This window comes from Micromonospora krabiensis (assembly GCF_900091425.1).
In the GTDB taxonomy this organism is placed as follows: Bacteria; Actinomycetota; Actinomycetes; order Mycobacteriales; family Micromonosporaceae; genus Micromonospora; species Micromonospora krabiensis.
Window position 1 is genome coordinate 4,101,714 of the sequence record NZ_LT598496.1, and the last position, 15,945, is coordinate 4,117,658.

A 15,945-nucleotide genomic window follows, 5' to 3' on the forward strand; every position below is an offset into this window, starting at 1 on the left:
TCAGGAGTTACACCGTTCGTCTTACAGTCCCACCGAGGCCTCGTAGGAGGGCGGCCTGCTACAGCTCGGCGACGATAGTGGTATCACCCCGCGAGGCGGGGACCGCGGCGCTTCCGGTTGATCTTCTTGGCGACGGCATCGGCGGCGTCCTGGTGCATCCGCTTGGTGACACTCTGGTAGGTGTCGCGGGTCAGGGTTGTGGTGGAGTGGCCGAGTTGCTCGGAGACGACCTTGATGTCGACGCCGGCGTCGAGGGCGATGGTGGCGGCACTGTGGCGCAGGTCGTGCAGCCGGATCGGGGGCAGCCCTGCTTTGCGGACGAGCTTGCGGAACCGTTGGGTGACGGCGTTGGGGTGCCATGGTTGCCCGTCGGGGCGGACGAAGAACAGGCCGGTGTCGGGCCATGCGTCGCCGGCGGCGAGTTGCCAGGCGGCGCGGCGGGCCTTGTAGGCGATGAGGACCTTGGTCGTGTCGGTGTCGAGGGCGACGTCGCGGTTCCCGGCTCTGCTCTTCGGTGGTTTCTGCACGGCGGTGTAGCCGTGGGTGGCGATCTGGTTGTTGATGGTGGTCTCGCGGCGGTGCAGCCGCACCTCGCTGTCGCGCAGTCCGCACGCCTCGCCGCGGCGGGGACCGCGGTAGGCCATGTAGTGCCACATGGGGTGCAGGTCGGGGGCGTGTGCGGCTGCGTAGTCGAGGAACTGCACGACCTGGGAGTCGGTCCAGACCATCACCGGTCCGGGGACCTCGCCGGTGGCCTTCCACCGCCGTACGCGTTCGTCCTCCCACACGATCGGTAGGGGCCGGTCGGCGGGGACCTTGACCAGGGCGGCGGGGTTGGCGCCGACGATGAGTTCGTCGGCGAGGGCGTCGTTGATCGCTTTGCGCAGGCAGGCGCGGATGCGCTGGCGTGTGCTGGCACCAGTGGGTCGCACGCCGGTGACGGACGCGCGGATGGCTGGGTCGGTGCTCGCCTTCGCGGCGGCGATCTCGTCGTTGCGGTGCTCGATGGCGGCGAACATGGCGCGGATGTGGGTGGTGCGCAGCTTGTCCAGCGGGATGTCGCCCAGGTGTGGGATCAAGTGGACCCTCGCGATCGATTCGTAGCCGCGCTGCGTGTTCGCGTCGATCGTGAGGTGGGTCAGCCAGCCGGTGAGGTACTCGGCGACGGTGGGCATGTCGGCGAGCGCGCCGTCGCCGCGCAGCCGCTGGCGGATGCGGTCGACCTCGGGCAGGGGACGTTTGGCGCGTACGGCGGTTTGCAGCAGGTCGGCGATCTCGGTGCGGCGGCGCCGGTCACCGTCGGCGAGGGCGAGCAGGTCGCGGGCGTGGTCGAGTTCGTCGGCGGCGGCACGGCGGGTGGGAAAGCTGGAGCGGCGTAGCTGCCGGCGCCCGCCGTCGGTGGTGGGTGGTAGTTCGAGCTGGTAGGCCCAGTGGCCGTGGTCGGAGCTCCAGGCGCGGTTCGCGCGGCGTAGTTTCGGGCAGTCGTTTCCCAATGGCTTGCCGGTGTCGGGGTGGCGGCAGCCGCAGCGCTTGAAGATGCTTCCGTCTGGCATCGGTGGTGGTGCTCCCGTTCGTCTGGGTGGTGGGGCATCGGTTTGGTCGATCGACATCCACGCGTGACCGGCGGGCAGGATCAAGTCGCCGCGGTTCCAGGTCCGGTGGGTGGTCCATGCGCTGGGGCCGGTAAGGGGCGCAAGTCAGATGCGCCCTGCTGGGGAGTCTGGGATCCTGTCCGGTTCGCGTGAGATCGGGTAGGAGGACGGCCAATGGTGGCGACAGATGACGTGGCGAGGGGCCGAGTGCGGCGTCCACAGCTACACGCGGCAGTGGGCCAGTTGATGGCGGCGGTGCTCGGCGACTTGGCCGCTCGCGACGGCGTGCCGGTGTTCGCGACCGTTCCCGACTTCGGCGAGTGGCACCGCCTCGGGCAGGAGTCGTTCGTCGCGATCCGCCGCGGTGTCTGGCAGATGCCGGCTCGGGTCACCGATTACCGGTTCTTGGACACCTTCGCGGAGATCGGGGCGGTGCGGGCCGTCGTGGCCGCCGATGAGGTGCTGCGCTCGCGGGTGGATTGCCTCGTCGGCGTGGAGTTCGCCCTCACGCTCCGGCAACTGGGGTGGACGCTGGTTAAACACGTCCTCGAACCCATGGTTGCCGCCGTCGGGGGTTACCGGTTCGACCAAGAGGCATTCGACGCCGCGTACAGCAGGCTGGAGGAAGGTCTGCTGGCCACGCGGGCGCGGCTGGTCGAGGTGGTCCCGCTCAACGCCTTCACCCCCACCGCGGGCATCGAGGCGGTCACGTTGCCGGACGGCCTGGTGCTGCAAGCGATGAGCGACCGGCAGGTGAGCGCCGCGATCGGCTACCTCGCGGTTCCGATCGCCTTCGCGGGCGCCCCGAACTCGGTGACCGTGTCGCGGTTCCACCAGTGGGCCCTGACCCGCTGCACCTCGTACCCGGTGTGCTCGGCCATGGGCGTACCCGCCCGACCGACGGCGCCGGAGGCTGGCGCGCTGGTCGAGCCAGCCAGCCGTCTGGTGACGGCGCTTCGGCTGGTGTGCGGTGGGTCCGTCACCGCGACTCGGGCGATCCGCTGCCCACCGGACGACGACTTTCCCCAGGGTCTGGGGCCGACGGCGTCACTGTCGGCGCTGCCCGCCTTCGACGAGGAGCGACCGACGATCCTTGGGCGAGAGCAGGTTGAGGCGGTGCGCGAGGTGTACGACCTCCTCGCGCATCCCGCGGTTCGGGAGAACCGGGGTCTGCAGACTGCGCTGCGCCGGCTGGTCCTTGCGGGGGCCGACCGGGTGCCGACCGACCGGCTCATCGACCTGATGGTCTGCGCCGAAGTGCTGTTCATCAAACTGCCGGGCCTGCCGGCGGATCGTTGGAAGCAGGACAAGGTCGTTGCGGGAGCGACCGCGCTCTTGGCGGACGACCCTGTCCTGCAGGCGCCGCCCGAGCGGCTCGAGGCCCTCCTGCGTCTGGGATACCGGCTCCGCAACGACGAGATGCACGGCGACGACCCGAGCGGACGGGAACTGCGCACGCTCACCGGTCAGCCGACAGATGACCTGTCAGCGGTCGTGGATGACATCGAGCGGGTGTTGCTTCGCGCCCTGGTCCGGCTCCTCTCCGGCGTCCTCGAGCAGTAGTCGGCGCGACTGCACCGGCACGGCATTCGGAGTTGCGCACTGGGCGTCCTACCCGCGGCGGGGTCACGGCGCAGCGCTGCAGCCCGTGGTGTCCCTGTCCCCGCCCGAATACCCGCCGTCCTCGTCGGCACCCGCCCCGCCGGCGTCACCAGCTGTCGGTACCGGCGGGGGCTCGAGGTGCAGTTTCCGCAGGATCGGGGCGGTCGGCACGCGGTAGTACGCGCCGGCTCGGAACAGTGGCACCGGGAAGGCGTCGCGGGCGGCCAGCTTGTAGGCCGCCGAGCGGGAGATGCCGAGGATGGCGGCGGCGGTGGCGAGGTCCGTGGTCGCCCCGAGCGCCAGGATCCGCTCGGTGGTCCAGGTACAAGTTGCGTCGTCGCTGTCGGGGTTGGCGGCGGGGGCGAGGTTGCGGGTTCGTCGTGCTGATCGCATGGGCTTGACTCCTATTTTCCGGACCACCAGCCGCAGCGGTAGGTGGGTTCCTGGGTTTCAGACGAGGGCTGCCTCTCCGCAGGCGGCACCGCCATCGCGTCGGACTGGCGGTGCCGCCTGCGGAGCGAGGCCGTGGAGGCACGGAGCACGCCGATGCCGGTTAGCGGGAACTCACTGGCACCCTTTCCTCAGCCGGCGCGCCATCACTGGCCACGTCGGTAGGCCAAGGGACCTTCTCCCGCTACCACGTGTGTGGGCACAGCAGCAGCCGCAGGGCGGCGGCGGCCTGTTGGGGCACGACGCCGTTGCCGAGGACCCGCAGCGCGAGCGTGCGCGGCAGCCCCAGGCCGGCGTCGGTGACATGGCCTGGGTCGAGGCCCATGAGCCACTCCACGAACGGCGGCGCGAGGACGGGTTTGCCGTGCCGGCCGGTCTGCGTGGGTGCCGGTGCGGGCCGGCCGAGCAGCCGCTCCCAGCGGGCGACCGCGTCGGCGTAGCCGCCCCACCGCTGTTCGTCGGGCTGCCCGAGCCCGGCGATGGTGGTGCGCAGGTCCGCGCCGCCGTCGCCGTGCTGCCCGGGACCGCGCCCGTCGGACGCGCGTGGGGTGGGCAGGGTCCGGGCCGGGACCCGCACCGCCGCGGCGGGCAGGGTGAGGTCGCCGTGCGAGCCGCGCTGCCCTGGGCAGCCCTTCTCGCCGTCGGTTGCCCGTGGGGTGGGTAGCAGCACCTGGGACAGCGGGGGCCGGAACCCGGCCCCCGCGCGTCGTCCGGGCGTCCCGGTGTCGCTCGCCCTTGGGGTGGGCAGCAGCCGCGCGGCATCTTGCCGCTTATGCCCCTGCTCACCGGTACGAGCGGTGCGCCCCGCGGTGGAGGTGGATAGGAGGCCGTGGGTGGAGCCTGACGGTTCGATGAGGTCGGGCAGCCCGTGCTGGTGGCCGGGTCCTTTGCCGTCACGGGCGCACGGTGTCGGCAGCGTCCGCACCCCCTCCCAGTCGTTCGGCGGGTGCGGCCAGCAGGAACAGCCTGTCGCGGCGGTGCGCGGCGCCGATGTCGGACGCGCGTAGGCACGTCCAGCTCGTGTCGTACCCGATCGCGGCCAGGTCGGCTGCGACGACGTCGAACCCTCGCCGCAGGAGCGCGGCGACGTTCTCCACGAACACGAGCGGCGGTCGAAGGACGCGAACAGCGTCGGCGACGGCACTCCACAGGCTGGAGTGCGCTCCGGTGATGCCGGCGCGCTTGCCTGCATTCGAGATGTCCTGACATGGAAACCCGGCGGTGAGGACGTCGACGGGCTCGACTCGGGTCCAGTCGACGGCGCGGATGTCACCGAGGTTGGGCACGCCGGGCCAGTGGTGCTCGCAGACGGTGCGGGCGTGCCGGTCGGTTTCGGCGTACCAGGTGAGCCGGCCGCCGAGCACCAGCTCGACGGCCATGTCGAGGCCGCCGTAGCCGGTGCACAGCGATCCGATGCGCGGTGCGGGTCGGTGGTCAATCACGCACCTCCGCCGCGTCGAGCGTCGGAGTCTCACCGTGCGCGGCCAACCGCAGAAGGCAGCAGCTGTGCACTCGCGCCGCGCGGCTCGGGTGGCGGTGGGCAGGCGCACTCACGCGACCACCCCTCCCCCGAGGGTGTCCCCCAGGCTTCCTGAACCCGAGTCGGTCTGGCTCTTGATGAACACGAGGACGTCCTCGTGGGCGATCAGGTGCATCGGGGTGCCAGCGGCCCGCGCCTTACGGACGGCCTGGAGTTGGAAGAACGACGGCCGGGCCACGAGCCCGCCGTCGCGGACCGCGGCGAGCAGTGCCACGCACCGATCCACAGGGGTGAGGCCGGCGCGGACGCCGGCACCGATGACAGCCGACGGAAGGTCGACCAGTTCGCCGTGCTTGCGCCACGGTCGAGCGGTCACGACGACGACCCCACCGGGGCGCAGGAGGGTGTGGCAGCCGGCGAGGATCTGGGCGAACCCGTCGACGAGTCCGGTGAGGTCGCGGTAGGCGAGGTTCCCGCGGTCGGTGCCGTCGTTGTAGGCGTTGTCGAACTTGGCTACACCGTCGGCGCCGGGCCGGACCAGGCCGTGCACGGTCGGCCCGTACGGCGGTGAGGTCACCACGAGGGCGACCTGCCCGGTCAGAGCCCCGGGTACGAGCGACAGGAGGCTGGTGGCGTCGCCGCGGATGACGCCGGCCCGGCCGGTCGCGCCCTGGGTGTGGGCGTGCTTGATGTTGGCGTCGGCGATGTCGGACCAGCGGGACTCGTACTCCACCCCGATCGCGTCGCGGCCGGCGTGGATCGCCTCGACCAGGGTGGTGCCGATCCCGCACATCGGGTCGAGCACCAGGTCCCCCGGTTGGGTGTAGGCGGTGACGGCGTGCGCGGCGATCGCCGGGAGCATCCGCGCCGGGTGCTGCACCGACTCGCGTACGTACCGGCCGCGGCGCTGGACCGGCCCGGTGGCCTGCGCGGTCGCCCACACCGACAGGCCCTCCGGGCCGGGAGCAGCCCGATGGCGTCCGATCGGGTCGGTGCTCGTGGCGGCAGTCGGCGTGCTCTGCTCGTCGGGCTCGGCCGGTGCGGCGTCTGCGCGGTGCTTAGCCACGGCGACCACCGCCTTCGCGCCCGCCCCGTCGAGGCGGGGCGTGGCGCTGGCTCTGGGCCTGGCTGAAGACCATCAGGTCCGCGTGGACACGCAGGTGCGCCACCTGCCACCGCTGGTCGACGGCGGTGGTGAGGGTGAGCAGTTCCTCGTCGGTGACGTGGTAGACGAACGTGTCCCCGTCGGTGTCGGCGGTGACGGCGACAAGGTGCTGCAGGTAGCCCAGTCCGGCGCCGGCGGCGGCTTGGACCACGCCGGAGAAGTCCTCCGGGCCGGCGGTGGTGCCGGCCGGCGCGGTGACGACGAGGATCAGGCAGCCGCCCGGCTGCAGCAGCTGGGCGCAGGCGGCCAGCAGCCACGCCAACCGGACCCGGTTGGTAGCGGCGTGGGGGTCGAGGGGCCAGCAGGCGACCACGAGACTGGTTGCCTGCTGCAGGGAGCCGCCGGACGGCAGGCCGGCGACCGAGTCGGCCGGTGGGTGCAGGTCCGGGTCGGTGAGATCGTCCCCGAACCAGGCCCCCATCTCCGGCAGGTCCTCCTCGTCTGCGTCGCCGATGATCCCGCTGGCGAGCGGGACGGGAGTGGCCGGGCCGATGATCAGGCTGGACGCGTCGGTGAACCACGCCGGGTGGTGCCGGCGGGCCCCGGCCGCACAGGCGGAGGTGAGTGCGTGATCGGTGGTGAGGTCGATGACCGCCTCACCGGGGCGACTGTAGGCGGCGATGAGGCGGTCGGCGAGGCGGGTGCCGATGCTGCGTCTGGCGTCGCCCGGGGTGCGGGCGGTGCGCCAGACGGTGAGCGGGACCGGCGGGTCGCCGGCGACCAGGTCGGTCGGGGTCGGGTCGACCCCGGCCAGGAGGCCGGTGTCGACGATGGGATCGCGCTGCGGGTTGTGGTGCTGCGGCGTGTGCTCGCTCATGTGGTGTCGGCTCCGCGCCGCGCCGTGGTGCGCTGACACCCTCAAACCGGTGTTTGTGAGCTGTGGCGAACACCTAGCGATCTCACGGGGATCTCACGAATGTCTGACAACCGATTCCTGTCCCGCTCGGCTGGCCTCGGGAACGCGGGATGATCCGGCGGTCGCCGGCTCGACCGGGCCGGGGTCGGCGTCGTGAGATCGTCAGAGAGATCGGCCACCCCCGGCTGTCAGACACGCACGGTCACGACAACCTCGACTATGACAGCGACTTGCATCGATGACACAGGGGCGCTGGCCGGTCTTGTCAGATCGCCGTCCGGTGTCCCAGACGGCGGCGGCGTCACGGAGGACGCCGGTGCTGGATTGTCACCGGAGGCGGTGGCCGTGTCAGACCGTCCCCACGCCGGACGAACGCCGTCAGACGGCGCGCCACCGCAGCGCGCAGGGTTGACGATGACATTCGGCTGCAGTGTCAGCCTGTCGCGATCTGACACCGTGCCGCCCGCGGGGCGCTGTTAGACGCTGTGAGACCGGCTGGGTCCCCGTTGTCAGACCCCTCGGCCGGTGTCGTGTCCCTCGCGGCCTTGTCCCGGGCCCTTTGCCTCCTGTCGTGTCAACGCGCAGGTCAACGCGGCTTTGTCAGAACGGTGATGCGCGCCAGCGTCGGTCGTCAGTCAGCGGGTGGTCGGTGGCATCTGGTGCTGTCGAGCCGAGGGTTCATGCCTGCTGGCCTGCGTTGTCAGGGGCCGGTGAGACCGAGGTGGCGCAATGGCGGTCAGGCGCGCCGGCCGTATACCTCCGGCCCGTCATCGACATTTGTCTCTGACATGGGAGTTCGTGACATGACCGCGTCCGCCAAGGACTGGCCCGACTCGCCGCTGGACGCCGTGGACACCGCGTTCGCCGACCTGACCTGCGACCCCGACCCGTTGTCACTGGACCTCGACCCGCTGGCCGATCAGCTCGGCGACGACGGCGGTCTGCCCGGCGGTGTCATCGCCCTGCCGGCGTTGCGGCAGTGGCTGCTGGAGCACCCCCGCGCCTACACGGCGCGGGACGTGGTGTGGCGGGAGCTGATCCGCCGCGCCCGCCTCGACGGGCCCGCCTGGGTCATCGCCGCCGTCGCCCTGGCGATGCCCGCACTGCGCCGCTACGCCGGCCGGCTGCACACCGGCTGGGCCGGTGACGCCCACGACCTGGACGCCGAGATCCTCACCGGCTTCCTGACCGCTCTGCGCGACCGGGTCGACCTGGCCAAACCGGCGCCGTACGCGGCGCTGTGCATGGCTGCATGGCGGGCCGGACACGAACTGCGGCAACGTGACGGCGCCGAGGCCATGCCGGTGGACAACCTCGAACACGTCACCGGCCCCCGCACCCCGAAGCGGCCCTACGGCCATCCAGACCTCCTCGTACGCCGGGCCGTCGAGTTGGGCATCGTCGACTCCTGCGACGAGCAGCCCTACATCGACGTGCGGCTGGGCCACCGGGCCATCGAACCCATCGCGGCCCGCCTCGGCGTGGAGGTCGACACACTGCGGCGACGTGTCGAGCGCATCGACATCCGCATCGCCGACGCGCTGGCCGCCGGGATGCTCACCGAGGTGACCTCACCGCAGGTGCGGGAAGACCTCGCCGCGGCGGCCGAGCGACGGCAGCACATCCGGGCCGCCCGCGGCCGCACCGCACGACCAGCGGCGGCGCAGGTGACGCTGGCAGCCGCCTGACCGCCAACCATCCCGCCGGCTGTCCCGACGCGGGCTCGACCATCTGGTCGGGCCCGCGACGGCGTGCGACGAACCCGCCACTTCTCACCGCTGCGACCGGCCCAACCCCGGTACGGGGAGACCAGCCGTGGCCGCTGCCAAGCGGGCCTAACGGATCTCCCACGGATCTGACAGCGGCGCCGACGGGGTGTTGATTCGGCAGCTGTGAGATTCCGGCACCGACGCCGACGGCGAGGTCCGCCTCCAGCGGCATGATCGTCGGACAGACCGCTGACCAGGGCTGTCAGAGGTTCGTGAGGTCGTGTTGGAGCGTTGTGGGATCGGCAGGTGTTCGCCACAGCTCACAAACGCCGGTTTGAGGGTGCGGAACTCCTCCGACGCCACCGCGGCGTCACGCGGGGGTTGGTTCCGCCCGTCGCCGGGTCGGGAGGCCGGGTCGGCACGGGACCGGGTGACCTCGGGTGCCGCGCCACGTTGATGCGCTGACACCTCATCGATCATCGCCAACCCGAACGGGAGGACGAGCTCCTCCCGAGGCTCACCACGGTTCCCGGCCGACGTATCTCTCACGAGCCCGGCGGCGGCTCTCCGCCCACCGTTTCGACGAATCGCCCCGGCGCGAGCCGGGGCGGGAGGTGCAGCCATCATGTTCCGCCCGCTGTTGGCACGTTCCCGTGCCCTGACCACCGCCCTCTCCCACGCACTGATGACGACCCGCGCGCTTCGCCTCGCCGCCCGGGTCGCCGCGCCCGCCGCGGCGGCGGCTGTGGTGACGCTGGCCGTGCCGGCCGTGGCGTACGCCGGCCCCGGCGGCCCGGTCGTCCTGGCCGCCAACGACCTGCCCACCGTCATCGCCAACCTGCAGACCTGGGTGATGGGCATCCTGGCCGCCGTCGCCACCCTGTTCCTGGTCCTGGCCGGCGTGTACTGGGCCACCGCCGGCGGCGACCCGGCCCAGGTCGACAAGGCCAAGGGCGCACTGAAGAACGCCCTGATCGGCTACGGCCTGGCCGTGCTCGCGCCCATCCTGCTGGAGGTCGTCCAGGGAATCGTCGGAGGCTGACGATGGCCTGGGCGCTCAACCAGATCCTCGACTGGTTCGCCGGCCTGCTGCTGGACTGCCTGAACGGGCTCATCACCGCGATCACCCACGCGCTGCTGATCACCCCGGACGTCACCGGCCTGCCGCAGGTGCAGGCGCTGACCGGGCGGTCGATCTGGGTCGTCGACACAGTATTCGTCCTGGTGTTCGTCGCCGCCGGTGTCCTGACCATGGTCGCCGGCGGCGACGAACGCGCCCGCTACACCGCCAAGGATCTCCTGCCACGGTGCGTCGTCGGGTTCGTCACCGCCCACTCCTCCCAACTGATCGCCGGCAAGCTCATCGAGTTCGCCAACGCGTTCACCACCGCACTGACCGCGCAGGACTTCAACGGCGACGGGGCCCTCGACGCCGTCAAGACCCACCTGATGGCCGCGCGTGACCAGACCGCCGGTCTGCTGTTCGTCGTCTGCCTGGCGATCATCGTCTTCCTGCTCGCCGCCACCGCCTGCAGTGTGATCGTCCGCTTCGCGGTCGCGCTGGTGCTCACCGCGGTCGCACCGATCGCGTTGGCGTGCCACGCCCTGCCGCAGACCGACCCGGTCGCTCGCATGTGGTGGCGGTCGTACGTCGCCATGCTGGCGATCCCGGTGGTGCAGGCGTTCGTGCTGTTCGCCGGGCAGTGGATGCTGCTGGATACCAGCACCATGCTGCCGCTGCTGGGCCTGCCGGTCGAACCGGGTGGGGTGCTCAACCTGTTCGTCGTGATGGTCCTGCTGTGGACGACGGTCAAGGTGCCGGGTCTGATGCGCCGCTACGCCACCAGCGGCGCAGGCGGGCGTGGCGGCAACGCGTTCGGCGCGGTCGTGCGGGTCGTCGTGGTGCAGCAACTCACCCGCGGGCTGCGCATCCCCGGCCTTGGGGCGGTGCGACGATGAGCCGCGCCCGCCGCGACGAACAGGCCGTCAGCGCCCGTATGCCCGCCGACGTGGACGCGCCGGACAAGGTGCTCTACGGGCTGACGTTCCGGCAACTGGCGATCTTGGCGGTGGCCGCCGTCGTCTTCTACGGCGGCTGGAAGGCCCTGCACACCGTGGTGCCCGCACCCGTTCTGCTCGGCGGGGCCGTCGTGCTCGGCGGCTTGGTGTTCGGCCTTGCTGTCGGCCGCCGCGACGGACTGCCCATGGACGTGTGGTTGGCCTCCGCGGTGCGCCACTCTCGGGCGCCTCGCGCGTTGTCCACCACTGACACCACCGCCAAGACACCCGACTGGGTGCAGGCCCCGGCGTCGAAGGTGATGCTGCCGGCACCGCTGAAGTTGCCCGCCGACGCCATCGACGACCACGGCGAGATCAGCCTCGGAGCGGTGAAGGCGGCGATGGTCGCGGCGACCAGCGTCAACCTGGCGCTACGTACCGCCGACGAGCAGGCCGCCCTCGTCGACACCTTCGGCCGCTGGCTCAACAGCCTGTCCACGCCGACGCAGATCGTGGTGTCGGCGCAGCCGGTCGACCTGCACTCCGCCGCCCGCACCCTCGCCCAGGCGGCGGACGCGATGCCGCACCCGGCTCTCGCCGACGCGGCAGCCGACCACGCCCGGTTCCTCGACGACCTCGCCGAACGGCGGGATCCGCTGCGCCGGCAGGTCCTCATCGTCACCCGCACCAACAGCGGCGAGCGTGGCGAGCATGCCGCCCGACGCCGCGCCGACCAGACGGTCCGGTCGCTGTCCGGGCTGGGCGTCACCACCCGCGCCTTGGACGGCCACGCCACAACCACGGCCTTGGCCGCCGCGGCCGACCCTTACCGGCCGCCTCGCCCCGGCGGACTGGCCGCCCCGCACACCATCATCACCGCGCCTCCGGCGAGGAGGCCGCGCACGAGGAGGACATCGTGATCTCCGCCAGGCGCCGACGCGCTCCGCACGACGACAATCCAGGTGCCAGCCTGCCGTCGGCAGGACTGGCGGCGACGGTGGCGCCAGCCTCGGTGGAGGTGACGCCGCGGTTCCTGCGGGTCGGCGACGGCTACGCCGCCACCCTGGTGGTGACCGGCTACCCGGCCGAGGTCGGGCCGGCGTGGCTGGAGCCGCTGCTGTCCTGGCCGGGCCGGCTGGACCTGGCCCTGCACATCGACCCGATCCCCGCGCCGGTGGCCGCATCGCGGCTGCGTAACCAGCGGGCCCGGTTCGAGTCGTCCCGGCGGGCGGACGAGCAGAGGGGCAAGCTGGCCGACCCGTACGTGGAGGCCGCCGCCGACGACGCCGCCGACCTCGCCGAACGCCTCGCCCGCGGAGCGGCAAAGCTGTTCCGCGTCGGCCTGTACCTGACCGTGCACGCCCGCACCGAGGCCGAACTCCTCGAGGCGTGCGCGCAGGTGAAGGCCGCCGCGGCCTCCACCCTGATCGAGGTGCAGCCCGCGACGTGGCGGCACCTGCCCGGCTGGACCACCACCCTGCCGCTTGCCACCGACAGCCTGCAGATGCGCCGCACCATGGACACCCAGGCCTTGGCCGCCGCGTTTCCTCTCGCGTCGGCGGACCTGCCCGCGCCGCTGCCCGGCGACCCGGCCACCACCGGTGGGGTGTTGTACGGGGTCAACCCGGACTCCCAGGGCATCGTCTGGTGGGACCGGTGGGCGCAGGAGAACCACAACAGCGTCGTCCTCGCCCGCTCCGGCGCCGGCAAGTCCTACTTCGTCAAGCTCGACGTGCTCCGCAACCTGTACCAGGGGGTGCAGGTCGCCGTCGTCGACCCTGAGGACGAGTACCTGCGCCTCGCCGACGCGGTCGGCGGCACCATCGTGCGACTCGGCGCACCCGGCGTGAAGATCAACCCCCTGGATCTGCCGGCCGGGGACACCCGCCCGGACGTGCTCACCCGCCGCGGCCTGTTCCTGCACACCCTCATCTCGGTGCTGCTGGGGCAGCTGCCGCCGCCCGCCGAGCGCGCCGCCCTGGACCGGGCGATCCTCGCCGTCTACCGGCAGGCGGGCATCACCGCCGACCCGGCCACCCACCACCGGCCCGCGCCGCTGCTGAAGGATCTGGCCGCGACACTGCGGGCCGACGACAATGCCGCCGCCCACGAGTTGGCCGCCCGGCTGGCACCGTGGGTGGCTGGCTCGTTCTCGGACCTGTTCGACTCACCGACCACGACCCGCCCGGACGGGCATTTGGTCGTCTGGAGCCTGCGGCACCTGCCGGACGAACTGCGCACCGTCGGCACGCTGCTCGCACTCGACTCGATCTGGCGGTCAGTAGACGCACCCGGTCGGGCCCATCTGACCACCCGCCGCCTCGTCGTGGTTGATGAGGCGTGGCTGCTGATGCGCGACGGTGAAGGCGCCCGGTTCCTGTTCAAAATGTCCAAGGCCGGCCGCAAGCGCAACGCTGGCCTGTCGGTCGTCACCCAGGACGTCGCCGACGTGCTCGGCACCGACCTTGGCCACGCCGTCGTGTCGAACGCGGCCACGCAGGTGCTGCTCAAGCAGGCCCCGCAGGCCATCGACCAGGTCGCCGACGCGTTCGGCCTGACCGCCGGCGAGCGTCGGATGCTTCTGTCCGCCCGCGTCGGCCATGGCCTGCTCATTTCCGGCACGAACCGGACCGCGTTCGAGTCGATCTCCTCGCAGGCCGAACACCTTCTCGCGACCACGAAGCCGTCCGACCTGGCCGACCTCGACTCCGACGACGGGGAGGAGGACCTGTGACACCCCTGCGTGCCCTGTCGCCGATGCCGGCGCCCAGCCCGTCGGGGCCGGGCGCCGGTCTCATCTCTCCGCCGGGCGCGCCCGCGCGGTGGGTTCTGCACGCCGCAGAGTGGGCGGCCGGCCGGCCGTGGCTGCTCGGCGTCGCCGCCGCCCTGCTCGTCGCCTATGTTGCCGGGCGCAACCTGCTCGACGGGTGGCGGCACCGCCGCCACGCCGAAGGCGCCCGCCTCGTCACGGTCGCCCCACCGCCGGAGGTCGACCCGCACAGCGCCGCCGCGCTGTGGGCGAACCTGCACGGCACCCTCACCCCGTCCCGCCGACGCCGGCTGCTGTACGGCAGCCCGCACGTGGTGTGGCAGTACACCTGGACCGGCCGCCAGCTCCTCATCAGCGTCTGGGTGCCCGGCAGCGTGCCGCATGGGGCGGTCGAGGCCGCCGTGCGGGCCGCCTGGCCCGGCGCCGCCTGCACCACCGACGACCAGGCATCACCGCCGATCCCGCTCGACGTGCCCGCCGCCGTCGGCGGGCACCTGCTGCCGACGGCCGCCGGGTGGCTGCCGATCAACACCGACCACGACAACGACCCGCTCCGAGCACTCATGTCGGCCGGGTCGCAGCTCAAGCCGGACGAGTACGCCTGCGTGCAGGTCCTCGCCCGCCCCACTACCCCACGCCGCGCCGCACGAGCTCGCCGCGCGGCGGGCAGGTTGCGCGACGGCAAGACCGCCGTACCGGCCATCAATCCCGCCGCGCCGCTGCTGTGGCTGATCGAGGCGTTCCTTCCCGGCCGCACCACCACCCGGAGCGGCGGCCAGCCGGCCGGCCGCCGGGACCCCGGCGTGGAGCGGGACGTGCGGGCGATCCTCGACAAGACCGCCCACCCGCTGTGGACGATCGGCATCCGCTACGCGGTCGCCAAGAACAATCACCGCGGCGGCTCCCGGCCGGAGGCCAGGTTGCGGGGGATCGCGGACGCGGTCGCCTCGTCGTTCGCCGTGTACGCCAGCCGCAACCGTCTCGCGCACCGGGCGCGGATGGCGCAGCCGATAGCCGTGCTGGCCACCCGGCGGCTCGGAGCCGGGTTCCTGGCCTCCACCCCCGAACTGGCCGTCCTCGCCGCCCTGCCGCGCGATCTGGCCGTTCCAGGGCTGGATCGGGCGCGGGCGAAGTCCATGCCCGCCCCGGTGGCGGTGCCGACCGGCGGCCGAGGCACGAAGGTTCTGGGTGACGCCGAAGTCGGTGGCCATGCGGTGGCCCTGTCGGTGGCGGATGCGAGGTATCACCTGCATGTGGTCGGGTCGACGGGCTCCGGAAAGACGACCCTGCTGGTCAACATGGCCGTCGAGGACATCAAGGCCGGCCGGGGCACCGTGGTCATCGACCCGCACGGCGACATGGTCCTGGACATCCTCGACCGGCTCCCTGCCAGCGTCGCCGGGCGGGTGGTGCTGTTCGACCCCGACCAGCCCAACCCGCCCACCCTCAACCCGCTGTCCGGCAACGACCCGGACCTCGTCGTCGACAACCTCGTGTCGATCTTCGGGAACATCTTCGCGAAGGCGTGGGGGCCGCGGATGGACGACGTCATGCGGGTGGCCTGCTTGACCCTGCTGCGGCACGCCAATGTCACCCTCCAGCACATCCCGCCGCTGCTCAACTCGGCGCAGTTCCGGTCGGCGATGACCGTCGGCCTGGATGACCCGGCCGGCCTGTCCGGGTTCTGGCAGTGGTACGACGAGCTCAACCCGGCCCTGCGCTCCCAGGTCATCGGCCCCGTCCTGGCCCGGCTGCGGGCGTTCCTGCTGCGGGACTTCGTCAAGCGCACCATGCGCTACCCCCGGTCCAGCTTCGACATGGGCAAGGTCCTCGACGGTGGGGCGCTGCTGGTGCGCATCCCGAAGGGCCAGCTGGGCGAGGACACCAGCAAGCTGCTCGGCTCCCTGGTTCTTGCGCAGGTGTGGCAGGCCGCGACCGCCCGCGCGGCCGTGCCGGCGGACAAGCGCGGCGACGCCACGTTGATCATCGATGAGTGTGTGCGCCAGGAAGCGCTGTAATCCCAGGTCAGCTCGCTGACCGAGGGGTGCAACACCGGGAAGGGATGAAAGGACCCTTCCGTCGGCCAGTCGCAGCTGGCCGGTGAAGCTGAGGACAGCCTGGTCCGGGAAACGCCGGGGAGGGTGGGAGCAGTCCTGACAACGACGGGACGGTCTGGCACTACCAGACAGGCCGGGTCCGGCAAGCGACGCGGAAAGGTGTACGAGAGGAACCGACGCATGATCCCCCGTAAGCGATGTACCAGCTCCAACCTGGTGGATATGGGCTGGGATGCAGTGCGTGACCACCACCGATCGATCGCGGT

12 protein-coding genes and 1 pseudogene are annotated in these 15,945 nt (G+C 71.9%); 7 read left to right on the forward strand and 6 right to left on the reverse strand.

Annotation, left to right across the window (positions count from 1 at the left end; genetic code table 11):
• Positions 1–83: 83 nt before the first annotated feature.
• Complete coding sequence (locus tag GA0070620_RS18795; protein ID WP_091592708.1) at positions 84–1,553, reverse strand: tyrosine-type recombinase/integrase; 1,470 nt, start codon at positions 1,551–1,553, stop codon at positions 84–86.
• Between the two features lie 285 nt (positions 1,554–1,838).
• On the opposite strand from GA0070620_RS18795, the gene GA0070620_RS18800 reads away from it, so the two are divergent.
• Positions 1,839–3,155, forward strand: coding sequence for a hypothetical protein (locus GA0070620_RS18800; RefSeq protein ID WP_231921844.1), 1,317 nt, complete (start codon positions 1,839–1,841; stop codon positions 3,153–3,155).
• A gap of 63 nt (positions 3,156–3,218) precedes the next feature.
• Here the strand turns inward: GA0070620_RS18800 and GA0070620_RS18805 are convergent, their stop codons facing one another.
• From GA0070620_RS18805 to GA0070620_RS18825, 5 genes are all read right to left on the reverse strand, one after another.
• Positions 3,219–3,587, reverse strand: coding sequence for a DNA-binding protein (locus GA0070620_RS18805; RefSeq protein ID WP_091592712.1), 369 nt, complete (start codon positions 3,585–3,587; stop codon positions 3,219–3,221).
• Positions 3,588–3,828: 241 nt separating this feature from the next.
• Complete coding sequence (locus GA0070620_RS18810; RefSeq protein WP_231921846.1) at positions 3,829–4,314, reverse strand: hypothetical protein; 486 nt, start codon at positions 4,312–4,314, stop codon at positions 3,829–3,831.
• Between the two features lie 223 nt (positions 4,315–4,537).
• The gene (locus GA0070620_RS18815; RefSeq protein WP_091592715.1) at positions 4,538–5,086 is read right to left on the reverse strand and encodes a DNA cytosine methyltransferase; all 549 of its coding nucleotides are present in this window, start codon (positions 5,084–5,086) and stop codon (positions 4,538–4,540) included.
• Between the two features lie 108 nt (positions 5,087–5,194).
• Positions 5,195–6,199, reverse strand: a complete 1,005-nt coding sequence (locus GA0070620_RS18820; protein WP_091592716.1) for a TRM11 family SAM-dependent methyltransferase — start codon at positions 6,197–6,199, stop codon at positions 5,195–5,197.
• Positions 6,183–7,106 (reverse strand): hypothetical protein, encoded by a 924-nt coding sequence (locus tag GA0070620_RS18825; protein ID WP_091592719.1) that lies wholly within the window; start codon positions 7,104–7,106, stop codon positions 6,183–6,185. The genes GA0070620_RS18820 and GA0070620_RS18825 overlap by 17 nt, the downstream gene beginning before the upstream one ends.
• An 842-nt stretch (positions 7,107–7,948) precedes the next feature.
• Between GA0070620_RS18825 and GA0070620_RS18830 the strand changes: the two genes are divergently transcribed.
• The 6 genes and pseudogenes from GA0070620_RS18830 to GA0070620_RS18860 all read left to right on the forward strand — a co-directional run.
• Positions 7,949–8,833 carry a hypothetical protein gene (locus tag GA0070620_RS18830; protein ID WP_091592722.1) on the forward strand — a complete coding sequence of 295 codons (885 nt, stop codon included), beginning with the start codon at positions 7,949–7,951 and terminating at the stop codon, positions 8,831–8,833.
• Between the two features lie 706 nt (positions 8,834–9,539).
• Positions 9,540–9,896: a pilin gene (locus GA0070620_RS18840; protein WP_377520934.1), complete on the forward strand. Its 357-nt coding sequence runs from the start codon at positions 9,540–9,542 to the stop codon at positions 9,894–9,896.
• A gap of 2 nt (positions 9,897–9,898) precedes the next feature.
• A complete protein-coding gene (locus tag GA0070620_RS18845) occupies positions 9,899–10,813 on the forward strand; it encodes a conjugal transfer protein TrbL family protein (RefSeq protein ID WP_091592726.1) in 915 nt (304 codons plus the stop codon).
• Positions 10,810–11,772, forward strand: coding sequence for a PrgI family protein (locus tag GA0070620_RS18850; protein WP_091592729.1), 963 nt, complete (start codon positions 10,810–10,812; stop codon positions 11,770–11,772). The genes GA0070620_RS18845 and GA0070620_RS18850 overlap by 4 nt, the downstream gene beginning before the upstream one ends.
• The gene (locus GA0070620_RS18855) at positions 11,769–13,586 is read left to right on the forward strand and encodes a VirB4 family type IV secretion system protein (protein ID WP_377520783.1); all 1,818 of its coding nucleotides are present in this window, start codon (positions 11,769–11,771) and stop codon (positions 13,584–13,586) included. Before GA0070620_RS18850 ends, GA0070620_RS18855 begins: the two co-directional genes overlap by 4 nt.
• A gap of 23 nt (positions 13,587–13,609) precedes the next feature.
• A pseudogene (locus tag GA0070620_RS18860) lies at positions 13,610–15,616 on the forward strand (type IV secretory system conjugative DNA transfer family protein); the annotation flags it as partial.
• Positions 15,617–15,945 lie beyond the last annotated feature (329 nt).